At 33.5% G+C, this 22,878-nt stretch carries 22 protein-coding genes; 10 read left to right on the plus strand and 12 right to left on the minus strand.

Translation table 11 applies throughout. The features are described from left to right. Nucleotides 1–205: 205 nt before the first annotated feature. From NJT12_RS02150 to NJT12_RS02170, 5 genes are all read right to left on the minus strand, one after another. Entirely contained in the window at nt 206–823 is a 618-nt protein-coding gene (locus NJT12_RS02150; RefSeq protein WP_271334290.1) for a hypothetical protein, read from the minus strand. 179 nt (nt 824–1,002) lie between these two features. Then, nucleotides 1,003–1,395, minus strand: coding sequence for an ACT domain-containing protein (locus NJT12_RS02155; protein ID WP_271334291.1), 393 nt, complete (start codon nt 1,393–1,395; stop codon nt 1,003–1,005). A gap of 20 nt (nt 1,396–1,415) precedes the next feature. Beyond that, nucleotides 1,416–3,287, minus strand: coding sequence for a M1 family metallopeptidase (locus NJT12_RS02160; protein WP_271334292.1), 1,872 nt, complete (start codon nt 3,285–3,287; stop codon nt 1,416–1,418). A 187-nt stretch (nt 3,288–3,474) separates the two neighbouring features. Next, entirely contained in the window at nt 3,475–5,055 is a 1,581-nt protein-coding gene (locus NJT12_RS02165; RefSeq protein WP_271334293.1) for an NADP-dependent glyceraldehyde-3-phosphate dehydrogenase, read from the minus strand. Nucleotides 5,056–5,131: 76 nt separating this feature from the next. Continuing rightward, nucleotides 5,132–5,443: a rhodanese-like domain-containing protein gene (locus NJT12_RS02170; protein WP_271334294.1), complete on the minus strand. Its 312-nt coding sequence runs from the start codon at nt 5,441–5,443 to the stop codon at nt 5,132–5,134. A gap of 460 nt (nt 5,444–5,903) precedes the next feature. On the opposite strand from NJT12_RS02170, the gene NJT12_RS02175 reads away from it, so the two are divergent. Both NJT12_RS02175 and NJT12_RS02180 read left to right on the plus strand, forming a co-directional pair. Next, nucleotides 5,904–6,530, plus strand: a complete 627-nt coding sequence (locus NJT12_RS02175; protein WP_271334295.1) for a Crp/Fnr family transcriptional regulator — start codon at nt 5,904–5,906, stop codon at nt 6,528–6,530. 501 nt (nt 6,531–7,031) lie between these two features. Beyond that, nucleotides 7,032–7,817 carry a sulfite exporter TauE/SafE family protein gene (locus tag NJT12_RS02180; RefSeq protein WP_271334296.1) on the plus strand — a complete coding sequence of 262 codons (786 nt, stop codon included), beginning with the start codon at nt 7,032–7,034 and terminating at the stop codon, nt 7,815–7,817. Between the two features lie 186 nt (nt 7,818–8,003). Here NJT12_RS02180 and NJT12_RS02185 read toward each other — a convergent pair whose 3' ends face one another. From NJT12_RS02185 to NJT12_RS02210, 6 genes are all read right to left on the minus strand, one after another. After that, entirely contained in the window at nt 8,004–8,450 is a 447-nt protein-coding gene (locus NJT12_RS02185) for a GNAT family N-acetyltransferase (RefSeq protein WP_271334297.1), read from the minus strand. A gap of 227 nt (nt 8,451–8,677) precedes the next feature. Beyond that, nucleotides 8,678–9,436, minus strand: coding sequence for an SDR family NAD(P)-dependent oxidoreductase (locus tag NJT12_RS02190; RefSeq protein WP_271334298.1), 759 nt, complete (start codon nt 9,434–9,436; stop codon nt 8,678–8,680). Nucleotides 9,437–9,536: 100 nt separating this feature from the next. Next, entirely contained in the window at nt 9,537–10,127 is a 591-nt protein-coding gene (locus tag NJT12_RS02195; RefSeq protein ID WP_271334299.1) for a Crp/Fnr family transcriptional regulator, read from the minus strand. Between the two features lie 340 nt (nt 10,128–10,467). Continuing rightward, complete coding sequence (locus NJT12_RS02200) at nt 10,468–10,911, minus strand: hypothetical protein (protein WP_271334300.1); 444 nt, start codon at nt 10,909–10,911, stop codon at nt 10,468–10,470. Nucleotides 10,912–11,270: 359 nt separating this feature from the next. Then, nucleotides 11,271–12,347, minus strand: a complete 1,077-nt coding sequence (gene cydB, locus NJT12_RS02205; protein ID WP_271334301.1) for a cytochrome d ubiquinol oxidase subunit II — start codon at nt 12,345–12,347, stop codon at nt 11,271–11,273. Nucleotides 12,348–12,349: 2 nt separating this feature from the next. After that, nucleotides 12,350–13,696 carry a cytochrome ubiquinol oxidase subunit I gene (locus NJT12_RS02210; protein ID WP_271334302.1) on the minus strand — a complete coding sequence of 449 codons (1,347 nt, stop codon included), beginning with the start codon at nt 13,694–13,696 and terminating at the stop codon, nt 12,350–12,352. 483 nt (nt 13,697–14,179) lie between these two features. On the opposite strand from NJT12_RS02210, the gene NJT12_RS02215 reads away from it, so the two are divergent. After that, nucleotides 14,180–15,220 carry an SMI1/KNR4 family protein gene (locus NJT12_RS02215; RefSeq protein WP_271334303.1) on the plus strand — a complete coding sequence of 347 codons (1,041 nt, stop codon included), beginning with the start codon at nt 14,180–14,182 and terminating at the stop codon, nt 15,218–15,220. A gap of 97 nt (nt 15,221–15,317) precedes the next feature. On the opposite strand, the gene NJT12_RS02220 is transcribed toward NJT12_RS02215, so the two are convergent. Further along, nucleotides 15,318–15,911, minus strand: coding sequence for an HD domain-containing protein (locus tag NJT12_RS02220; protein WP_271334304.1), 594 nt, complete (start codon nt 15,909–15,911; stop codon nt 15,318–15,320). A 312-nt stretch (nt 15,912–16,223) separates the two neighbouring features. Here NJT12_RS02220 and NJT12_RS02225 point away from each other — a divergent pair, with 312 nt between their 5' ends. The 7 genes from NJT12_RS02225 to NJT12_RS02255 all read left to right on the plus strand — a co-directional run bounded on the left by NJT12_RS02225 (nt 16,224) and on the right by NJT12_RS02255 (nt 22,680). After that, on the plus strand, nt 16,224–17,642 hold the full coding sequence (locus NJT12_RS02225) for an MBL fold metallo-hydrolase (RefSeq protein ID WP_271334305.1): 1,419 nt from the start codon (nt 16,224–16,226) through the stop codon (nt 17,640–17,642). A 220-nt stretch (nt 17,643–17,862) separates the two neighbouring features. Beyond that, nucleotides 17,863–18,432, plus strand: coding sequence for a YeeE/YedE family protein (locus tag NJT12_RS02230; protein ID WP_271334306.1), 570 nt, complete (start codon nt 17,863–17,865; stop codon nt 18,430–18,432). A gap of 10 nt (nt 18,433–18,442) precedes the next feature. Beyond that, a complete protein-coding gene (locus NJT12_RS02235) occupies nt 18,443–18,922 on the plus strand; it encodes a DUF6691 family protein (RefSeq protein ID WP_271334307.1) in 480 nt (159 codons plus the stop codon). A 117-nt stretch (nt 18,923–19,039) separates the two neighbouring features. Beyond that, nucleotides 19,040–20,617 carry a glycerol-3-phosphate dehydrogenase/oxidase gene (locus NJT12_RS02240; protein WP_271334308.1) on the plus strand — a complete coding sequence of 526 codons (1,578 nt, stop codon included), beginning with the start codon at nt 19,040–19,042 and terminating at the stop codon, nt 20,615–20,617. A gap of 366 nt (nt 20,618–20,983) precedes the next feature. After that, nucleotides 20,984–21,445 (plus strand): MarR family winged helix-turn-helix transcriptional regulator, encoded by a 462-nt coding sequence (locus NJT12_RS02245; RefSeq protein ID WP_271334309.1) that lies wholly within the window; start codon nt 20,984–20,986, stop codon nt 21,443–21,445. Between the two features lie 4 nt (nt 21,446–21,449). Beyond that, on the plus strand, nt 21,450–22,082 hold the full coding sequence (locus NJT12_RS02250; RefSeq protein ID WP_271334310.1) for an NAD(P)H-dependent oxidoreductase: 633 nt from the start codon (nt 21,450–21,452) through the stop codon (nt 22,080–22,082). A gap of 31 nt (nt 22,083–22,113) precedes the next feature. After that, the gene (locus NJT12_RS02255) at nt 22,114–22,680 is read left to right on the plus strand and encodes a YceI family protein (RefSeq protein ID WP_271334311.1); all 567 of its coding nucleotides are present in this window, start codon (nt 22,114–22,116) and stop codon (nt 22,678–22,680) included. Nucleotides 22,681–22,878: the final 198 nt, after the last annotated feature.

Below are 22,878 nucleotides of genomic sequence, written 5' to 3' on the forward strand. Positions count from 1 at the left end.
GCCTGATTGCTATTGCTCACAACTTTTCTAAATGGATCGCTAAAATCCGTTTGGGCAATTTTAACCTCATTTTTGATCTCGTAGAAGCTTTAGAAAAGTTTATAGAAGACCATTTTAGCCCAAATTTACATTTTTCAAGAAACACTCTGTAAATCTACTAGTATAATAAAAGAAAGAGGTCGTCTTTTCAGACAACCTCTTTTTATTATTTCACTTTTGAATAAAAACGTTCTATATTATCCTCTGTTATTTTCTCATAACCATTCGCGCCTTTTTTTCCAACGTTAATGACACGTAATTCATCTGATTTGTTACTAATTATACAATGCCAAACAGTACCATCAGATAAAATAATATCCGAAAATAAAGAGCTTGTTTCTTCTCCATCATAATAAACTAATGGTTCAGATTTAATTAGTTTCTTTTCTTGGGTTTTCTTGTTTCTCTCGTAAAACAAAATTTCATTTTTATTGATTTCAACTAACTCTTCGAAATCTTTTTCTGCAGAATCATAGGTTTGATTAACTGCCCATATTGGTTTGTCACCAATCATTTTCCAGGTACCTAAAGCCTGAGTCATTATATCTTCTCTCAAAATATGCTGCAAAGTATCTACTTTTTTAGCAGACTCAATACCTATTTCGTTTTCAGGTTTAATTTTAGACGCAAAATAAAATAAGTCAATAGCTTTCTTAAAGTCAGCTTTGTCATAATAAGACATGGCTAATTCGTATCTGCTCTTTTGAAATGCAGTTTTAGAATTATTTTGAGCAAAAGTTTTAGAAAGAATTAATAAAACAATTAAAAGGAGGGGCTTTTTCATTTATATGGTATTTTATTCTTTTTTTTGCAAACCTAGTTTTTTATTCCATAATTCTTACGGTTTTCCACATTTAATTTTAAAGAAAAAACTTGCTTATAAAAACACAAAAAAAAGGAATCTGATAATTATTAGATTCCTTTTTTATGATATTAGTTATTTCTGGCGAAATGAAGTTAATTTTAATTCGAAAATGAACTCAAAATTTGCATTGCCTTATCGGTATCTTTTTTATTGACAAAAATATGATCATGATAAAAAGCAGCCACAACATTGCAACTAATTTCATGCTCTGAAAGTGCTTTCGAAAAAGCTGCTGTCAAACCAACCGCTTCTAATGATGAATGAACCGTAAGTGTTATCCAGGACATTAAAATCGAATAATCGAGTTTTAATTTATCAGCGACTTCTTTTTTAAGAATTAAGGTAATCGCTTCTTTTTCTTTAAAAAACATTTCAACTTCCTTTAGATCAATATCTTTTAAACTATCTGTTTTACAAAAAACGTAATCACCTGAATTATGTTCCGGTTTCATGCTTTTTAGCAATTGCTGTAAATCTTTTTCTCCTGACATATTTATAAATTCATTCTAGATTATTTAGAAGACCATGTATTATTCTTTGGTGTTGCATCCATAAAAATACCGCCATCGACTGTTACTTGTTTAATTTCTTTTTTATTTTTTAGGGCAATTACAGCACGTTTTTGATTGGCTTGCCAAACTGCAGGTGTTTGATGAATAGTTTCTGTCGTTTTATCAGAATAGGTAACAATAATATCAAACGGAATCGCAAAACCTCCAACGTTTTCTACTGAAACAACATTTTTGGCCACATTTTTAATCGAAATATCAATATAATTATTGGTAAAAAACCAGTTATTAAAGAACCAATTCAAGTTTTTTCCTGAAGCAGTATTAAACGAATTAAAATAATCCCAAGGAATTGGATGTTTACCATTCCATTTATCCATATAGGCATGAAGGGATTTTTTGAACAAATCATCACCAAGCAGATCTTTTAGGGCGATATAAGATAATGATGCTTTACCATATGAATTATTGCCATAACCTGAATCTGATAACTGTGATGACATGGTAATAATGGGCTGATCTTCTTCGGTCGATGGATCGTTTATGTATTGCTGCACTCGAAATTCTTTATAAAATTTATCAGCAGCTTCTTTTCCATGTTCTGCAATTCCTATTAAATATTCAAAGGTCGTTGCCCAGCCTTCATCCATAAAAGCATAACGCGTTTCGTTGATTCCCATATAAAACGGAAAATAAGTATGAGCGACTTCATGATCCTGAACCAATTGTGCAAAAACGGGATCGCCCATTTGAGAATCGTTACACATCATTGGATACTCCATATCTGCGAAACCCTGAAAAGCTGTCATTTTAGAAAACGGATACGGAATTCCCGGCCAGTTATTAGAAAACCAATCTAATGCATATTGATTGTTCTTGATCGAATTTACAAAATCAGTTCCTGCCACATCATAAGCTGCCTGTATACTCGCACGTCTATTTGTTTTTTTATCTACGACAACACTACCGGCATCCCATAAATAATGATCACTTAGACCAAAACAAACATCTGTGATATTTTTGGCTTCAAATTTCCAGACATTCCATTCGTTTTGTGTTGTTACAATACCACTTTTCATTTCCTGTTCATTGGCAATATGCAAAACTTCATCTGTTGTATATGATTTCTTTAAGCGTGAAGCAAATTCAGGCTGCAAAACCTCATCCGGATTCAATAAATCTCCTGTTCCGTAAACAACATAATTTTTTGGTGCTTCTACAGAATAGGTATAGTCATTAAAATCATTATAAAACTCCTGACCTGAAGTATGAGGAAGGTCATCCCATTTATTATAATCATCAAAAACAGAAACACGAGGATAACTGTAGGCCACAAAAAATGTGCTGTTATCGATTTGTCCTTCTCTTCCGCTAAGTTTTGATAAGGGATAATTCCAATCAATATCAATTGTAATTTTACTGTGCGGAGGCAAAGGTTTTTTCATTTTTACTTTTTCTACTGTTCCCCAGTCTTTGGCATCTTCCTTGTAAACTATTCCTTCAATTTTTAAAGCAGTAATTGTTAAACCATCAGTAAAAAAATCTTCACTATTTTGTACCGCCCGTGGCGATGTTTTTTTATGAATATTATTTACAAATCTAATTCGTAAATTTTTCAGCGTATCGTTACTATTATTTTCATAAACGATAGTTTCAGTTCCGCTAACTATTTTAGTATCGGCATTTACTTGCAGGGCAATGGTATATTTACCATGATTTTGCCAATAATTTTTACCCGGCTTTCCGTCCATAGAACGAACATTATCAGCATAAGATTCTTTTATATTTCTTGGCATATAAAGCTCTTGTGAAAAGCTATTTTGAGCTAAAAACACAAAGGCTATTAACAGCAATTGAAGTGATCGTTTTTTCATAAGTTGATTTAAGATTTGATGATTAATTGATTATAACATTAGTTGAGTTTTCTAACTTAATGTTACACAAATTTAAAATTATAGTTTTTAAACTATACCATCTGATATTAAATAACTTAAAAATAAAAACCGTCTAATTCTAAAAAAGAAAAAGACGGCGTCTACAATTAATATATAACCTTGATCACTACAAAATATAATCAGTATTAATAAAATTCGATTCCTTGCTGTTTAGCAATTCCTGCAAAATTTCATTATTATACGCAATATCTTTTGAAGCTACAAACGTACGGATTGAGAAGGAGCGCAATGCATCAGGGATACTTAATGTTCCTACAGCAGAGTCTTTACGACCGGTGAACGGGAATGCATCCGGACCTCTCTGGCAAGAACTATTTAAGTTTACTCTGCACACTAAATTTACCAAAGCATCGATAAGCGGTGCTAAAGTCTTGATATCTTTTCCAAACAAACTAACTTGTTGTCCGTAGTTAGATTCCGCCATATCTTCAAGAGGCTCACTAATATCTTTAAAAGCAATAATTGGCACAACTGGTCCAAATTGTTCTTCATGATACACACGCATCTCTTTGTTTACAGGATATAAAACAGCTGGGAAAATATAATTATCTGTATGTTTTCCTCCTTTTTCGTTCAATATTTTTGCTCCTTTATGAGTTGCATCATCAATTAAACCCTGGATATAATTTGGTTTTTCAGTTTCAGGAAGCGGTGTTAAAGAAGCTCCTTTTTCCCATGGGTTTCCAAATACCAAAGCATCTACTTTTTCAGAGAAACGTTTATTAAATTCTTCTACAATAGATTCGTGTACATACAATACTTTTAGAGCTGTACAACGCTGTCCGTTGAAGGATAAAGTTCCTGCAATACATTCCTGAATTGCCAAATCTAAATCAGCATCCGGTAAAATAATTGCCGGGTTTTTAGCTTCTAATCCTAAAATTAAACGCAATCTGTTTTTATTTGGATGTTGATCCTGCAATGCAATCGCAGATTTACTGTTTCCGATTAATGCCAACACATCAATTTTTCCAGATTTCATGATCGGAGAAGCTACTTCACGACCTCTACCGTAAACAATATTGATAACACCTTTAGGAAAACTGCTTCTAAATGCTTCTAACAATGGCGAGATACATAAAACACCATGTTTAGCCGGTTTAAAGATAACTGTATTACCCATAATCAAAGCCGGAATCAACAAAGAGAAAGTTTCGTTTAATGGATAATTGTAAGGTCCAAGACACAATACAACACCAAGAGGTCCACGACGAATCATAGCGTTTACACCTTGTACTTTTTCAAAATGTGCACTGCGTCCGTTTAATTCTTTATAGCTGTCGATAGTATCGTAAATGTATTCAACGGTTCTGTCAAATTCTTTTTGAGAATCCCCAAGGTTTTTTCCAATTTCCCACATCAAAAGTTTAACCACTTCCTCACGGGTTTCCTTCATTTGTCTTACGAAATTTTCCATACATTTTATACGGTCAACCACTTTCATGGTTGGCCATAATCCCTGACCTTTATTATATGCAGCATTGGCAGCTTCAACCACTTCGGCAGCTTCTTTCTCTGCCATGAACGGAATCGATCCTAATAAAGTTGGAGTATATTTTTCTGTAGATGAAATCGTCGAAAACACTGGAGTAGTCTGTCCTGTCCAGGGTTTCAATTCGCCATTTACAAGATAAGTATCTTGGTTTATAAGTGTTTTGATCTGATATTCTTCGGGTATTAAACTCATAATTTGGTAATTTATGTTTGGTTATTTATTAGTTATTAAAAGAAAAAAGAGGCTTTTTGCGCCTCTTAATTTATTTTTATGAATTTATGGTCTCGCCTTCCCAATCCAAAATTCCACCAAGCAAGTTGTAGGCATTAGCAATACCTAATTCATTCATAACCTGACATGCCTTAGCGCTTCTGGCTCCAGAACGGCAATACACATAATAATTTTTATTTTTATCCAGTTCTTCGATTTCGTAAATAAAACCCTGACCTTTATTAATATCAATGTTTACGGCATTCTCGATATAACCGTCATTAAATTCGTCTTCAGTTCTTACGTCCAGTATAACTGCATTCTCGTCAGCAGCAAGCTGATTAACCCAATCTTCTTGTGATAAATTCATAGTATCTGTTTTTTGTAAAATTACGACGTTTATATTAATTAAAAACGTGCCAAATGCGATTTCGATTATTATTCTCAGAAAACGTTTTAGAGAAAGTATTATAATCAGTGAAATACAAATTTACTTACTATTTTTAAAAATACAGTCTATAAAATTGATAGAAAATAGGTTTTTATCATTTACATAAAATGTATCTTAAAAATAGTTTTCTCACATTTTATACCATTCCAATCTGCTATCTTTGTAATAAATTATATGTTTTAATTTCTATTTGATAAAATTATTTGCACGAATTTATTTTTTTTCACTGATTATAATGATCAAAATTATTAGCAACGAATTACACTAATTTCCACTAATTAATTCAGGTAGATTCGTGAAACCCGTAGCAAAAGAAAAACATGTGCAAACCAGTTCAATCCGTAAAATCCGTGGGCTATTAATTGACCACAACTAAGCAATGCAAAATTCATTTAAAAATATATTCCCTAATTTCTCCCCTGAACTTATTGCGACTATCGAAGAAAACGGAAGTGTGCAGAATTTTGAAGCCGGAACAATATTAATGCGAACCGGCCAATACATAAGAAACACGGTTTTGATCACCAAGGGAAAAATCAAAATCTATCGTGAAGGCGAAGATGGAGGCGAATTTTTAATGTATTATTTGCAACCGGGACAAGCCTGCGCTATTTCGATGATTTGTACCGCCAAAAGCGAAAAAAGCCAGATTATGGCAAAAGTAACAGAAGATGTTTCCGTCATGATGATTCCATTACAAATGATGGACAAATGGATGATGGAGCACAGAACCTGGTACGAATTTGTAATCGAAACTTATAGAAGCCGTTTTGAAGAAGTCCTTGAAGTTGTAGACAATATCGCTTTCCGTTCTATGGATGAAAGATTGGAGTTTTACCTCAAAAGACATTCTGACGCATGTGGCTGTTCTGAAGTCAATTTATCACATCAGGAAATTGCCTCAGAGCTAAATACCTCAAGAGAAGTTGTTTCAAGATTACTCAAAAAAATGGAACAAAGAGGTTTAGTCAAACTAAACAGAAATCAAATTGAGTTATTAAAGTAAAATTATTAGCCCGCGGGTTTTGCGGGTTAAACGGATTTTTACTCATTTATTTTTATTAACCATTAAGATATAAGAAAATTTAAGGCGCAATGCTTAATTTCCTTATAACATTAAGATAAAAAAGCTAAACTTAACTTTCTTAATCTTTTAATGGTAAAAATTAAAATTTTAATTGTCCACGGATTTGGAGGATGGAACGAGTTTTCGCTGGTTTATTTTTATTAACCATTAAAATATTAAGAAAAATTAAGGCGCAAGCTTAATTTCCTTATAAACATTAAGATAAAAAAGCTAAACTTAACCTTCTTAATCTCTTAATGGTAAAAAACTATTTCAGACAACGATTATCAGTTCAAGACAAACCAAAAAGAAAAAAAAACCTGTGTCAACCCGTTTACCCGCAAAATCCACGGGCAATAAATCAGCAATAAAAATCCCATATGTGATAAAAGTTACTGTAAGTTTCTTTTTATCAGAGCACCTTTGTATAAAATAAATACAATGGAATATTTAGGTTATTTTGCTTCGATTATTATCGGGATTTCGCTTGGCTTAATTGGCGGAGGCGGATCGATCTTGACCATTCCTATTTTAGTGTATTTGTTTAAAGTAAATCCGGAGCAAGCCACTTCTTATTCTTTATTTATTGTAGGATTAACTGCTATGTTTGGGAGTTACAGCCATTACAAAATAGGTAATCTCAAACTCAAATCGGCATTGTACTTTGCCATTCCCTCCGTGATTTCGATTCTGATTATTCGCGAAGTGATATTTCCTAAAATTGCATCGACCTTGTTTTCTATTGCATCGTATTCCGTTTCAAAAGATTTTCTGATTATGATTGTCTTTTCAATATTGATGATTACAGCGGCAATATCAATGATTAGAAAAAACAAACCCGAAATAAAAGCAACCGAAACCAATTATACACAATTAAGCATAATAGGTTTTATAGTAGGAATCTTAACCGGATTTCTGGGTGCCGGCGGAGGTTTTCTAATTATTCCTGCGCTGCTTTTTTTTGCAAATTTACCTATGAAACAAGCCGTAGGAACATCATTGTTGATTATCGCCATAAATTCATCTATTGGTTTTGGAGGAGATCTTTATATTGGTACTTCTATAAATTATCCTTTTTTATTTAGCGTTTCCGGAATGGCGCTTATTGGAATGTTTATTGGAAGCCAGCTTTCTAAAAAAATCGACGGAGCAAAACTTAAACCTATTTTTGGCTGGTTTGTATTGGTAATGGGATTTTATATTATTACTAAAGAGGTTTTGTTTTAATCTTTTTTTCTCTCACAGATCTTGCAGATTTTTGTTTTATTACAATTTTTGCTTCTTAATTGCAGCATAATCTTTGTCAAAGTTTTTGAACTTTGACAAAGACGAAAACCAAAAATGAGGAAACAATTACTGCTTCCCCATTTTCTATTATTTACTCTTTATTCTTTACTCTTTGCTCTCTATTCTCTATCTCCACCAATGATAATAATTATGCAATCCGTCATATTCAAATCCGCAACGTGGGTATAACGTGTTTCCTATATCATTAGTTTTTTCTGTTTCGAGCATCAAACCACATGCATTTGTTTCCTCGCACCATTGTTTACTTCGGTCAATTAAAGCTACCGAAAGTCCTTTGCCTCTATAATCAGGGTGTACAAAAAGATCACTTAACAACCACTGTTTTTTCAACTTTGTATAATGAAATAATTTGTATAGCTGCACAAAGCCAACAGCTTTTTCGTCTACAATTGCTAAAAAAATATCTGATTCATTGTTTAATAATCGTTCTTTAAGAAATGCTTTTCCTTTTTCGACATCAGATTCCTGACGGTAAAAAACACGATAAAGGTTAAAAAGTGCTACTGCTTCGTCAAGGTCTTCAATACTTGCTTTTTTGATTTTGTAATCCATTGTTTTTAAATATTTTGATTAAAAAGCGAAAGTATAGTAAAGGATAAAATCCTTTGTAATCCAGTTTATAGAAAACAAGATCATCCAGCGTTTAGCTCGTTTAAACAAAGCATTTCATTCAATAAAAAGATAAATTACCTTAATAATAATGTTTAAAAAGCAAAAAAATCAATGACAGAAATATTCCGTCATTGATTTATAGTTTCATTTTATAAATCTCTGTTTAATTAACGTTGTCCACCAGAAACTGCAATAGTTTCGCCAGTAATCCAATACGAATCTTCAGAAGCAAGAAATACAGCAACTTTTGCAATATCATCCGGTTTCCCTACTCGGCCTAGCGGTGTTTCTGACACGTGCCATTTTTCTGCATCTCCATTGATAATCCCTGAGCTATGAGAACCTTCGGTTTCGATCAGTCCGGGATTAATCGAATTGACACGTATTTTCTTTGTACCAAGTTCTTTGGCAAGAATACGAGTCATTGCATCAACAGCATATTTAGATTGTGAGTAAACCAATGAGGTTGGCATATCAAGCGTAGATACTATAGAACCTGTATTAATGATAACGCCACCTTTGTCTCCAAATAATTTTACAGCTTGCTGAATCGTAAGTATACTGCCCAATACATTAACGTTGAACATATGGTGAAAAGATTCTTCGGTAATATCATCAATACCCGCAAAACTGTAAACACCTGCATTATTGACCAGTACATCCAATTTACCAAATGTTTTCGCAATTTCTTCAAAAATGCGTTTTACATCTTCTGATTTTTCAACATTACCTTGTATTGCAATCGCTTTTCCGCCGTTGGCAGATATTTCCTCAACCACTTTATCTGCATCATTTTTATTACTTGCATAATTTACAACTACAGTTGCACCTTGATTTGCATATGCTTTAGCAATACCGGCACCAATACCTTTTGATGCGCCTGTTATTAATGCTACTTTACCGTTTAATTTTCCTGAATTTTCCATCTTTATTTTATTAATTATAAGTTGTTAATTGATAAAGCAAAGTTGGGTATTAAGTCAGGGTGAAAAGTTGAAGTATCTTAGGAAAAAAGGTTGAACTAGTTCAACCTTTTTTCTTCACTTTCTCATTACGTATTTTAGATAAGAACTCCGTAGTCATATTTAAGTAAGATGCAAGTGCGTATTGTGGCAGTCGCTGCGCGACTTTTGGAAACTTTTCGAGAAACTCATTATAACGCTGTTCTGCATTTTGTGTATGCGTTGCGATGATACGACGTGCAAAAAATGCTGCCGATTTTTCGGCCATTACACGAAAGAATGTTTCAAGGGTATGAGTCGAAGATTTTAGTTTCTCTTCGGCTTCATGATTTATCTGTAGTATCACACTATCTTCTAACGCTACAATAAACATAGTGGCAGGAGTTTGGTAGATGTAGCTATTATAATCCGCAATCCACCAATCTTCAATTGCAAACTGAATGGTATGTTCTGAACCTTTTTCATCAACAACATACGCCCGAAAAGCGCCTTCAAGTACATAAGTTCTCTGCTTGTTTACAAATTCCGGCTGTACAATAAATTGTCTTTTCTTTACTTTTCGTACTTTAAACTCAGACAACAAAGCATCCATTTCGTCTGGTAGCAAGATAACTTTCTTATTAATGTTTTCAATTAATGATGTCAGATCTTCCATGAAATTTTAAATTATTTTTAGAGTAGTTCAGTAGTTGTACAAATTTATTCCAAAAAAATGTAGCAAGACGAGAAATGGTTGGTTTGTTTTGGGCGTTCCCATCGGTCGGGCTATCCGCTAAATTCCCAATTAACAAAAACTACGGCTAAGAAGCCTTGTTTTTCTAAATCGCGAGATACCGCTTCTATCCCTAACGCAAACTTAAGGTAATTAGAAATTTTAGTTTTAAAAATCTTCTATAAGATATATAAAAGCTGATATACGATATGAGATTGCTTCGTTCCTAGCAAGGACAGAAGCAAAGTCATTGGGAACGAAGTAAAGACGCTAGGACTTTTTTCTAGATCTTTAATCGCATAATCTTATAAGATTCAATACTTATTAAAAGCAAATTAATGACAAACAAATAATAGCTAAATTTAATTTGATAAATATCTTCTAAGAATTCACAACAATAAAACATAACTAAATGTACAATTAAAATCAACAGATTTAAAACACTAAGAATTAATATATATTTTGCCTTTCTTTTAAATGCAAAATAAATTAGCAAGACAGTGATAATTAATGTTAGAAAAAATGGCAAATAACCATAATCAATTGAATTTAAAAAATCATTACGATCTAATACTTGAATGAACAGAAATCCCAATTGATATCCATTATTAGTCATGTCTTGTTTTACAATTAAAAACTTATTGACTATTTCTCGTTTCTTATCAGCAAGTTCTTTCGAAGCATAGTGATATTCTTTTACTCTTGAGTAATCAATTCTTTTCTCCATTTATTGAATCTCTTGTTGTTTGTGCAAGGGCCAGCAATGGACTATTTCTTAAGTAGCCATTAGTCATTATACGTTTATCAGAACATGTCTGAAAAAAAGGTAAAACCAATATAACTAAACTCAATATTGTTAGTTTTCTTAAAAGTTTAAAATTCATTTTTAACTAGTTACCTAAAAAATCATCCTTGCCGTGCTGTGGTTTTAACCCACGGAACATGAAATAAACCTCCTTAGCTTTAGCCAAATACACTTAACATTTTAGCTAAAGCCATCATACTATAATAAAAAAACCGTTGGTTAAAACCAACGGCTATTCATATAATTAATTCGTGAAAATTCATGAAATTCGTGGCTATAAATTAATGTTCCCCATACCCCACATCATCCATCTTCCCACTAAAAACTCTGTACTGAATAATAAAATAAATAATTACGAGAAACAAAGCGATAAAAAACCAGCTCATTCCGGCATTCAAACCATATTCTCCCGCAGCAGTATTATAAATGGTTAATGACGGATTTACATTATTGGTTGAAGGCAAAACATTTGGAAAAATCGAAACGGCTGTTGAAGCGAAACCTCCCACCAGGAACAAAGTCGAGAACAAAAATCCCATTCCGTCTTTTTGCCATGAACGTACTTTAAACAAACCTAAAATTCCAACAAAAGTCATTAGTGGAAAAAACCAAAGAACAGGGTTTTCGACGAAGTTATGAAATGGCTTTGGTTCTATAAAATGCCAAATTTGCAATGAAATACAAACCAGAACCAGCAACACAATATTCAGTTTGAAAACTACATTTTTCAGTCTTGGATTCAGCGCCGAATTTGTTTTATAAATAATCCAGTTTGCACCATGAATCGTTAGGGCAACCACACTCACAATTCCTAAGAAAAGTGTAAACCAATCTATAATTCCCAATTCATTCGCCTGGGGACTAAAAGTAGGGTTCCATAAAGGCAAAAAGAAAAAATGTGCTTCCTGTGTAGAAACTCCATTAGTTACCATTCCTAAATTTACACCACGAACAATATTTCCCAAAGCAATCCCGAAGAATAACGCCAAAAGCAAACTGGCGATCCCAAAAGCTTTATCCCAAATGGCTTCCCACATTGGGTGATGCACTTGTCCGCGCATTTCTAAACCGATCGCACGAAAAATCAACAACCATAAAATCATAATCAGCGGTAAATAAAATCCGCTAAAAGAGGAAGCGTATAAAGTAGGAAAAGCAAAAAACAAAACACCTCCCGCAGCAATTATCCAAACTTCGTTAGCGTCCCAAAACGGACCAATAGCGCTTGTGATTGCTTTTTTATCTTTCTCTTCTTTAGCAAAAAACAAATGAATTATTCCTGCTCCAAAATCATAACCGTCCAGTACAATATAAACGGCCAGAATTCCCATTAAAACAACGTACCAAAAAAATTCCATAATTATATTTTTTCTGAATTAAGGTTAACATTATGAGGTCCTTTATTGATGATTTTTCCAATCAAAAGCAAAAACAACATTCCTAGTAAAAGGTACAATCCTATAAAGCCTAATAAAGTAAACAAGGTATTTCCGGATGAAACAGTTGGCGAAGCTCCCGCAGAAGTTCGCAACAAATTATAAACTAACCAAGGCTGTCTTCCTAATTCTGCCGTATACCAGCCTGTAGTATTAGCAATATACGGAAATGGTATCATAAACATCAGCGACCATAATATCCATTTTGTTTCGAATAGTTTTCCTCGAATAAGCTGAAATAGAGCAAAAGCCATTAAGCCTATAAATATTGTACCAAGTCCTACCATAATATGATACGCATAATACAAACCTGAAATATTGGTGGGATGAAGATCTTCTTCAAATTGGTCTAGACCTTTTATTTCCTCATGCCAGCTTCCGTAAGTCAGGAAACTAAGGATATTAGGAACGGCAATTTTGTTGTCTAGTTTTTTGTCTTTTACATCAGGCTGTCCAATTAAAACAATTTCAGAACCTTTTTTCTCGGTATGAAAAATTCCTTCCATAGCGGCAAAAGTCACCGGTTGGTATTTTACTACGTTTTTAGCCAATAAATCTCCTGTAGGAACTGCAACAATAACACTCGAAATCAATCCGAAGATTACTCCGGTTTTCACGAACAATCTACCAAAAGCAACATTTTTTTTACTTAATACATAAAAAGCACCAATTCCGGCCACAAAAAATGAACTAGTTACCAGAGAAGCTGCCTGATTGTGCAAATACGATGGCCACAACCATGGATTTAGAAATAAGGCTTTGAAATTGGTTAATACAAATCTTCCGTTTTCAAGGATTTCATAACCCACAGGATTTTGCATCCAGGAATGTGTGGCTATAATAAGGTATCCACTCGCCCATGAACCTATGCAAATGAGTAATCCGGTTACAAAATGCCATTTATGTCCAATTATTTTTTCTCCAAACAAAAAGATTCCCAGAAAAGAAGATTCTAAGAAAAACGAGAACATTCCCTCCATGGCTAAAGTCTGACCGATAATTCCTCCGGTTAATTCAGAGAATTTTGCCCAGTTGGTTCCAAACTGAAACTCCATTGGAATTCCGGTTACAACGCCCATTGCAAAATTCAGAGCAAATATTTTCATCCAGAAATGCGTGGCATGATTATAATGTTCTTCTTTGGTTCGTAGGTATTTCCATTTAAAATAAACAATGATCAGCGAAAGCCCCATTGTAAGTTGCGGAAAAAGGTAATGAAAAGTAATTGTGAAAGCGAATTGCATTCGGTCATAAAAAAGCATTTCTTCCATAGTGGTATTGTATTTATGAAGTCTCCTCAAATTTACCCATTAAAACCTGAATTCACTGCCTTGAAAAAAAGTTTTTTCTTTTTTAAACCATATAAGTTATATAAGAAAAATAAGCTTAGCCTTAATTAAAAAAAGTTAAACATAATGCAATAAAAAATTTCATTTTATACATTTAATATAAATATAAAATTCGCAAAACCTAAAATGAACTTGTATCACTTATAGGGCAAATTCAGTCTTTCCTCAAAATTCCTATTTCGACACTTTTATTTATAAAACCTTCAGCGTAAGTCCACAACGTTTTTGAACCTTCTTAAAACATTTAATTTTTAGATCACATAAGATCAGCATGTTAAACCATGTCTGGCAGTTGATTAAGTTTTCCCAACAAAACTAAAAAAGAAATAACTTACAAATGTTTTATTTCTTTTTTACTTTAGCAAATGTTTGAAAAAACAACATAAAAATGAATTCACATAAATAATGGCACACACAATCAGGCAATCAAAAGAAAATTTATTTTCAGAAACTGACGGGAGTAAATTTGACAAAATAAAAGATAAACTTATAAAAAATTTTTCTGTTGATAATAGAGAAGAAGTAATTGACATTTTTATCGAGTATTCAAAAACTGGCAGAATGCAACATTGGAGAAATTTCCTTTTAACAGATATCATTGATCTGGTAAAAGAAAATGAAACATGTTATAGTGATTTCTTTCAATGGACTATTACTAAACCCGAACTAATCTATTGGGGAATCGATGGGCTTTTAAAAACACAAGGACAGAAAGCTTATCATGTTCTGATCCACCTTGTTCAAAATGAGACTTTAGAAGTAGAGGTTCGTGCAAAGGCAATTAAGAGTATTTCTATATATAGTAATAATCGTTTTGACCGGAATTTACCAAAAGATCCCGGTTACTGGAAAATTGAAGAGTTAAGGATTGAAGAGATAATACACTGGCAAAATCAAGGTTATAATAAAGGTGATGGGCATAAAGCCCCAAATACTAATCCGAATTTAAAAAACCCTAAAACAGAACTTGAAAAAGCAGTTGCTAAACTGAACGATTTACTGGAAAAAGAACGAAAAAACAATCAGGATTTATCTAACCCATCAAATTGGCTTTCTATTGCTGATGAAAACAAAATAATAGAAATAGAAAAAAAATGGAGCTTACCTGAAAACTATCTGATATTTCTAAAAAATTTCTCCCCCATTAATGTTTTTATTGATGACGATGAAAAATTTTTTCAGGGCTTATCATTGTATGGAGCAGACGATTTAATTAAGAATCAAAATGGATACTCTTTCAATCCTGTAACAGGAGAAACTCTGCAGCAATGGCCTTCAAATTATATTGTTATTGCAGATGCAGGAGCTGCCCCATATTGCATTAACATCAAGAACATTAAAAATAATGATGCTCCTATTTACACCAGTTTTCATGGCGCAGGCGAATGGGAATTTGAAGAATATGCAAAATCATTTGTTGATTTTTTAAAAGATATTGTTGAATAACTACTTTATGTTTTTCCCCATCATATAAGTTCATTTTAGGTTTAGGTAAAAATTTAGATTATACTTAAATTTACTTATATCACTTATATAGTTAAATTTAATCTTTCTTCAAAATTCCTTTTGCTACACTTTCATTTATTAATCCCTCGGCATAATGCCATAATGTAATTGAACCTTTTTTTATGACGCTCTTTTTTTCGTAGACCTTATTATAAGCCACGTCAAATTCTTTCCAGGTCCCTCCTTCATTAGACGTATTTTGTAATAAAGGTTCTAATCGATCCATAGATTTTGCGAATTTTGCTTCATTGGTTTCTCCAGCCTCAAATTCTTCCCAGATGGCAATGATTTCCTGAGCTTGTTTTTTGGGTAGTAAACCAAAAATTCTATTCGCCGCCAATCGCTCCTCATCGGTATTATCGTGACTTTTTTGTGTATCGTATATAAAAACATCTCCGGCATCTATTTCTACAATATCATGTATTAAAACCATTTTTACGATTTTCAAAACATCAATAGGCTCATTTGAATGTTCTGCTAAAACAATCGCCATCAAAGCCAGATGCCAACTGTGCTCTGCGTCGTTTTCGTTTCGGTCACTATTAAACAGTTTCGTTTTGCGCTGAATATATTTAACCTTATCAATCTCTTTTATAAAAGCAATCTGATTCAATAAATCTTCTGTGTTCATATCAATGATTTTTGTAGAGTTGTAAAATTACGTAGTTTTTTCTTTTTACTATATAAGTTATATAAGCTCATTTTAGCTTTGCACATAATTACAGTCTGCCCTAAATTTATTTCCCAGATTTATATCGTGAAACCGTCAATCTTAAAAGTGCAATTAGTTTTTAGATGCGTCTTTTTAAATTTCCTATAGGCTTTATATGGTAAAACCATCAAACTTTTTTTTATATAAAAATCAAATTTGTGTAACATAAGTTACCTGTTTAAAGTAAAAAGTAGGTTACCTTTGTATTCCCTTATTTGTAGAATACATATCATGAAAATAGAACAAATTTACACCGGATGCCTTGCACAAGGTGCTTATTATATTACTTCAAACGGAGAGGCCGCAATTATTGATCCTTTACGAGAAATTCAACCTTACTTAGATCGTTTAGAACGCGATGCCGTAAAACTCAAATACATTTTTGAAACGCATTTTCACGCTGATTTTGTTTCAGGTCATATCGATTTGAGCAAAGAAACTCAGGCGCCAATTGTTTACGGACCTAATGCGGCTTGTGAATTTGATTGTATTTCTGCCAAAGACGGACAAGAATTCAAAGTGGGAAATATTACGATTAAAGCGTTGCATACTCCGGGTCATACCATGGAAAGCACGACGTATTTGCTGATTGATGAAAACGGAAAAGATCACGCCATTTTCTCTGGAGACACATTATTTATTGGCGATGTTGGTCGTCCGGACTTGGCTCAAAAAGCAGCCGGAATGACGCAAGATCAATTGGCAGGAATTTTATATCATTCGTTAAGAGATAAAATCATGACTCTTGCAGATGATGTTATCGTTTATCCTGCGCATGGTGCAGGAAGCGCTTGCGGGAAAAACATGAGTAAAGAAACCGTTTCGACTATTGGTAATCAAAAAGCAACCAATTATGCTTTGCGTGCGAACATGACGGAAGCTGAATTCATCAGCGAAGTTACTGAAGGATTATTACCTCCTCCAGCTTATTTTAGTATGAATGTGGCAATGAATAAAGGCGGTTACGAAAGTTTTGAATCGGTTTTGCATAACGGAATGAAAGCGATTGATGTAAAAGATTTTGAGGCTGTTGCCGAAGAAACGGGAGCATTGATTCTGGACACCAGAAAAAGTGCCGATTTCTATAAAGGATTTATTCCGCAATCTATCAACATTGGGATCAATGGTGATTTTGCACCGTGGGTAGGAACTTTGGTTGCCGATGTAAAACAGCCTATAATATTAGTTACAGAAGCTGGTCTTGAAGAAGAAACAGTAACACGTTTAAGCCGTGTTGGTTTTGATTCGATTATTGGACATCTTGACGGTGGTTTTGAAGCTTGGGAAAAAGCTGGTCTTGAAACTGATAAAGTTAACCGAATTTCAGCAGAACAATTTGCCAGTCAATTTAAAATTGAAGAAGATAAAGTAATCGACATTCGTAAAGAAACCGAATATAGCGCAGAACATATTGACGATGCTTACAATAAACCGCTTGCTTTTATTAATGACTGGGTAAAAGACATTGACCCAAATGAACATTTTTATTTGCATTGCGCCGGCGGATATCGAAGTATGATAGCAGCTTCTATATTACAAGCCCGCGGTTTTAGAAATTTTACCGAAATCGAAGGTGGTTTTGGAGCAATCGCAAAAACCAATATTCCAAAATCAGATTTCGTTTGCCAGAGCAAGGTTTTGAAAGCATAACTTTTATTTTACCATTAAGATATTAAGAGAATTAAGTTGCTGGCTTTTAAAAATGAAGTTTAAAGCATAAATTGAACGTAAAATTTAACCATTAAGACATTAAGTTTATCAGGCAAATTATTCTTAATCTTTCTTTATCAAGACTCATTAAGTTGCTACATCTTAATCTCCTTAATATCTTAATGGTAAAAAAATTAAAAATCTAATTTTAAAATAAATTATGACTCTATTAGAAATTTTAAAAGAACCTTGGCCTTGGTACGTTTCAGGTCCGTTAATTGGGTTAACAGTTCCTATTTTATTGATTATCGGGAATAAATCTTTCGGGATTAGTTCTTCGCTTCGTCATATTTGCGCAGCTTGTATTCCGGCAAATATTTCATTCTTTAAATACGACTGGAAAAAAGAAAGCTGGAATCTATTCTTCGTTTTCGGAATTTTCCTTGGCGGAGTTATCGCGTCGCATTTTTTAGCCAATCGAAATCCGGTTGAAATTACACCACAGCTTTCTGAGCAATTAGCGACATACGGAATCACCGATCATTCAGGATTATTGCCAGCACAGCTTTTTTCATGGGAAAGTTTATTCACGCTTCGTGGATTTATCATGATCGTCGTTGGAGGATTCTTGGTTGGTTTTGGTACGCGTTATGCAGGCGGCTGTACCAGCGGTCATGCGATTATGGGAATTTCAAATTTGCAATGGCCTTCATTAGTAGCAACAATTTGCTTTATGATTGGCGGTTTTATTATGTCTCTTTTGATTTTACCTTATATTCTTTCACTTTAAAATTTCAAAAATGAATAATTTAGAAAACAAAAACACAGACACTGAAGGAACCAACGGAAGTCAATTCAAAGATTCGGGATTCTCGAACCTAAAATATATGTTGGTCGGAATTCTTTTTGGAATTGTATTCGTAAAAGCCGAAATCATCAGCTGGTATCGCATTCAGGAAATGTTTCACTTGCAATCCTTTTTTATGTATGGCGTAATTGGCAGTGCCGTTGTGGTTGGACTTATATCTGTTCAGATCATTAAAAGATTTAATATCAAAACCCTTCAGGGAGAAAAAATAGAAATTCAGCCTAAAACCTTTAATAAAGGACAAATTTACGGCGGACTTTTATTTGGTTTTGGATGGGCAATTACCGGAGCTTGTCCCGGACCACTTTTTGCGCAAATTGGAACTGGAGTTACTGTAATTGTTGTGACTTTAATAAGTGCCATTTTAGGAACGTGGGTTTACGGTTTCTTTAAGGACAAACTTCCTCATTAAATATATTTTTTAATATAAATCAAACCCGACAAGTTTAAAAACTAGTCGGGTTTTGTTTTTTCCTTATGTTTGTTATTAGAAATAAACGCCTTCAAAAAGAAATCTAAGAATTACAATATGAAACGTTCAGAACAGTTATCGACTTTAAAAAACACTAAAAAGTGGGATGTTATTGTAATAGGCGGCGGAGCAAGCGGACTAGGAACTGCTCTTGATGCCGCGAGCAGGGGATACAAAACTATTCTGGTCGAAGCAGTAGATTTCGCAAAAGGAACTTCTAGCAGAAGTACAAAATTAGTTCATGGCGGCGTACGCTATTTAGAACAAGGCGATTTGCACTTGGTACGGGAAGCACTAAAAGAGCGGGGCTTAATGGCTCAGAATGCAGGTCATTTAGTCAAAAATCAATCTTTTGTGATTCCGAATTATAATTGGTGGGGCGGTTCTTTTTATACTATCGGATTAAAATTTTACGACTTACTGGCGGGCAGTTTAAGTTTAGGAAGTTCAAAATATATTTCGAAGAAAAAAACAATAGAAATGTTGCCTAACGTAGAAGAAGACGGTTTAAGAAGTGGTGTTATTTATCACGATGGGCAATTTGATGATTCGCGTCTGGCTATTAACCTTGCGCAAACAGCTGTCGAAAAAGGTGCTTGCCTTTTAAACTATACAAAAGTTGTCGCTTTATTAAAAGACGATAAAAACCAGATAACTGGTGTTCGGGTTTCAGATCAGGAAACGGGAGACAAATATGATCTAAAAGGATCTGCGATAATCAATGCAACTGGCGTTTTTACAAATGCCATAATGAAATTAAACGATACGGTTTATAAAAAATATATCGTACCGAGTCAGGGAATTCATCTTGTTTTTGATAAATCATTTTTACCGGGTGATCATGCCTTGATGATTCCAAAAACAAGTGACGGACGTGTATTGTTTGCGGTACCGTGGCATAATCGAATCGTTGTTGGGACAACTGATACTCTCATCAAAAAACAAAGTTTAGAACCTATTGCTTTAGAAAGCGAAATTGAATTTGTACTTAAAACAGCACAACGTTTTTTGGCAAAAAAGCCTAGCAGAGGTGATGTTTTATCTGTGTTTGCAGGTTTGCGCCCTTTGGCGGCTCCAAAAGAAGAAGGAAAAAGTACTAAAGAGGTTTCCAGAAGTCATAAAATCATTGTTTCAGAAACCGGACTAATTACGATTACGGGAGGAAAATGGACTACTTACAGAAAAATCGCCGAAGACATTATAAATAAAGCCATTAGTACAGGTAAACTAATTAAAAAACAATGTGTTACGCAACATCTTGCTATTCATGGAAACAAAGTCACTACAACTTTAGACAGAGAAAATCATTTGTATATCTATGGTTCTGATATTGCTAAAATAATCGAATTGCAACTGAACAATCCTGAACTAAACGAAAAATTACATCCCGATCATGAGTTTACCATGGCAGAAGTTGTATTGGCGATTCGATATGAAATGGCCAGAACGGTAGACGATATTCTGGCAAGACGTGTTCGGTTACTGTTTTTAGACGCCAGAGCTGCAATTCAATCTTCAGAAAAAGTGGCGAAACTAATTGCAAAAGAACTTGGACACGATGATACCTGGATAAAAAAAGAGGTTTTAAACTTTAAAGAGATCTCAAAAGGATTTCTTTTATCTGAATTTCAATAAAGTTTATTTTTAATAATTATCGAACCCGACAGGTTTAAAAATCGGTCAGGTTTCTGCTTTTTTTTATTGCGTGAGGGATAAAAGCTTGCTACCGAAGTAGCGCGCAGAGCCCGACAGCATTTAAGAAAGAGTAAAAAAAGTAACCCCTTCAGAATTACTTTCTAAAATGGATTAGTTTAAACAATCGTTAAATATCATGATAGCAATGTTTTAATTTAAAAAAATACATTATTTTTATACTAATTATATAGGGTTTATATATCTTCAATTTAGCTCTAACTCAATTAACAAAAAATTAACACAACATTTGTATATACAACTATTAAAAGATATACATTTGTATATACAAATTAGACACTTACGACTATGACAATTGAAGAGGTTATAAAAAGTACAGTTAAGATGGATAATGCGAAAAAAGTTATTCTGAATATCATGTACACGCAAAACGTGATTCTGGATCATTTCAACGAGTTGATAAAACCGTATGATTTATCCGGAGAACAATATAATGTGTTACGTATATTAAGAGGACAAAAAGGAAATCCTGCTAATATGTGTGTAATACAGGAACGAATGCTGGCGAAAACGAGTAATACAACCCGATTAGTAGATAAACTGCTCTTGAAGGATTTTGTTACCAGAAATGTTTGCCCCGGCAATAGACGTAAAATTGAAGTTTTGATCACCCAAAAGGGATTAGATGTTTTGAAAGAATTAGACCCGAAGGTGGATGAACATGAACGTGCATTTGCTGAGAATATAAGTCCTGAAGAATTAGAATTATTAAATAAATTATTAGAAAAATACAGAACCCAACAAAATTAATATTATGAGCACATTATTAGACAATCTAAATTGGAGATATGCGACCAAAAAATTTGACGCAACAAAAAAAATATCTTCAGCAGATTTAAATACTTTAAAAGAAGCGGTTAGATTAAGTGCTTCTTCATACGGATTACAGCCTTATAAAGTTATTATCGTAGAAAATCCGGAAATTAGAGAAAAGCTAAAAGCAGCTGCTTACGGGCAAACTCAAATTACAGATTCGTCTCAATTGTTTATTTTTGCAAATGACTTAAACGCAGGAGCAGAATCTGTAGATGCATACATCAAAAACATTAGCGAAACAAGAGGTGTTCCTGCTGATGCTTTGGCTGGATTTGCAGATATGATGAAAGGTACAATTGCTAATTTATCGCAAGAGGCTAAAAACATCTGGACAGCAAAACAAACTTATATCGCTTTAGGAACTTTATTAAGCGCTGCATCTGAATTAAAAATCGATGCAACACCAATGGAAGGATTTAATGCTGCAGCATTCAATGAAATCTTAGGTTTAGACAAACTAGGTCTAAACGCGTCAGTAATTGCTACTGTAGGTTACAGACATGGTGAAGATGATACGCAACACTACAAAAAAGTCAGAAAATCAAACGAGGAATTATTTATCACTATATAATTATTATTAATCCACAATCAATTTAAACAACATGAAAAATTTAAAAACAATTGCAATAGCATTATTCGTAGCAGCGGCTAGTATTTCAGTAAATGCTCAAACTAAAAAAATCGACGTTAAAGCAAGTACTATCAAATGGGTAGGAAAAAAAGTAACTGGAGAACACTCTGGAACTGTAAATTTTAAAGACGGTGCTGTAGTTTTTAAAGGAAAAAAATTAACTGGTGGTAGCTTTACTGTTGACATGACTTCATTGACTTCTACAGATTTAACTGGAGAATACCAAGGGAAATTGAATGGTCACCTGAAAGCTGACGATTTCTTTGGAACTGATAAATTCCCAACTGCAAAATTAGTTTTCAAAACTATCAGTACTAAATCTACTGACGTTTATGCTGTAACTGCTGATTTAACTATTAAAGGAATTACTAAACCTGTAACTTTTGATATCACTGTAGCTGGAAATACTGCTACAACAGCTTTCAAAGTTGACAGAACTAAATACGATATCAAATACAACTCTGGTAACTTCTTCGAAAACTTAGGAGACAAAACTATCAATGATGATTTCGAATTAACTGTTGCTTTAAAATTCTAATATTTTAAATTCGCATACAATTCTTATTATTATAAAAAAAACCCCATTGGTTCTAAAACTATTGGGGTTTCTTTTTACACTAATTTCAAAAAGATAACATTCTTAATAGTAGCGTAACGCTTTCGTAATAGCATATAAGACTTTGATTAACATTCGCCTTCTAATTTTGGACTCATTAAAAAACAAAACTAGAAATCA

It is taken from the genome of Flavobacterium azizsancarii (assembly GCF_027980145.1).
Classification (GTDB): Bacteria; Bacteroidota; Bacteroidia; order Flavobacteriales; family Flavobacteriaceae; genus Flavobacterium; species Flavobacterium azizsancarii.

What these genes read in the sequence shown, in the direction of transcription:
- NJT12_RS02160 (WP_271334292.1), bottom strand. Translation starts at nt 3,287, where the DNA reads ATGAAAAAACGATCACTTCAATTGCTGTTAATAGCCTTTGTGTTTTTA.
- NJT12_RS02185 (WP_271334297.1), bottom strand. Translation starts at nt 8,450, where the DNA reads ATGGATTACAAAATCAAAAAAGCAAGTATTGAAGACCTTGACGAAGCA.
- NJT12_RS02150 (WP_271334290.1), bottom strand. Translation starts at nt 823, where the DNA reads ATGAAAAAGCCCCTCCTTTTAATTGTTTTATTAATTCTTTCTAAAACT.
- NJT12_RS02230 (WP_271334306.1), top strand. Translation starts at nt 17,863, where the DNA reads ATGACTCTATTAGAAATTTTAAAAGAACCTTGGCCTTGGTACGTTTCA.
- NJT12_RS02210 (WP_271334302.1), bottom strand. Translation starts at nt 13,696, where the DNA reads ATGGAAGAAATGCTTTTTTATGACCGAATGCAATTCGCTTTCACAATT.
- NJT12_RS02255 (WP_271334311.1), top strand. Translation starts at nt 22,114, where the DNA reads ATGAAAAATTTAAAAACAATTGCAATAGCATTATTCGTAGCAGCGGCT.
- NJT12_RS02215 (WP_271334303.1), top strand. Translation starts at nt 14,180, where the DNA reads ATGGCACACACAATCAGGCAATCAAAAGAAAATTTATTTTCAGAAACT.
- NJT12_RS02220 (WP_271334304.1), bottom strand. Translation starts at nt 15,911, where the DNA reads ATGAACACAGAAGATTTATTGAATCAGATTGCTTTTATAAAAGAGATT.
- NJT12_RS02190 (WP_271334298.1), bottom strand. Translation starts at nt 9,436, where the DNA reads ATGGAAAATTCAGGAAAATTAAACGGTAAAGTAGCATTAATAACAGGC.
- NJT12_RS02240 (WP_271334308.1), top strand. Translation starts at nt 19,040, where the DNA reads ATGAAACGTTCAGAACAGTTATCGACTTTAAAAAACACTAAAAAGTGG.
- NJT12_RS02155 (WP_271334291.1), bottom strand. Translation starts at nt 1,395, where the DNA reads ATGTCAGGAGAAAAAGATTTACAGCAATTGCTAAAAAGCATGAAACCG.
- NJT12_RS02180 (WP_271334296.1), top strand. Translation starts at nt 7,032, where the DNA reads ATGGAATATTTAGGTTATTTTGCTTCGATTATTATCGGGATTTCGCTT.
- NJT12_RS02175 (WP_271334295.1), top strand. Translation starts at nt 5,904, where the DNA reads ATGCAAAATTCATTTAAAAATATATTCCCTAATTTCTCCCCTGAACTT.
- NJT12_RS02245 (WP_271334309.1), top strand. Translation starts at nt 20,984, where the DNA reads ATGACAATTGAAGAGGTTATAAAAAGTACAGTTAAGATGGATAATGCG.
- NJT12_RS02170 (WP_271334294.1), bottom strand. Translation starts at nt 5,443, where the DNA reads ATGAATTTATCACAAGAAGATTGGGTTAATCAGCTTGCTGCTGACGAG.
- NJT12_RS02225 (WP_271334305.1), top strand. Translation starts at nt 16,224, where the DNA reads ATGAAAATAGAACAAATTTACACCGGATGCCTTGCACAAGGTGCTTAT.
- NJT12_RS02200 (WP_271334300.1), bottom strand. Translation starts at nt 10,911, where the DNA reads ATGGAGAAAAGAATTGATTACTCAAGAGTAAAAGAATATCACTATGCT.
- cydB (WP_271334301.1), bottom strand. Translation starts at nt 12,347, where the DNA reads ATGGAATTTTTTTGGTACGTTGTTTTAATGGGAATTCTGGCCGTTTAT.
- NJT12_RS02195 (WP_271334299.1), bottom strand. Translation starts at nt 10,127, where the DNA reads ATGGAAGATCTGACATCATTAATTGAAAACATTAATAAGAAAGTTATC.
- NJT12_RS02250 (WP_271334310.1), top strand. Translation starts at nt 21,450, where the DNA reads ATGAGCACATTATTAGACAATCTAAATTGGAGATATGCGACCAAAAAA.
- NJT12_RS02165 (WP_271334293.1), bottom strand. Translation starts at nt 5,055, where the DNA reads ATGAGTTTAATACCCGAAGAATATCAGATCAAAACACTTATAAACCAA.
- NJT12_RS02235 (WP_271334307.1), top strand. Translation starts at nt 18,443, where the DNA reads ATGAATAATTTAGAAAACAAAAACACAGACACTGAAGGAACCAACGGA.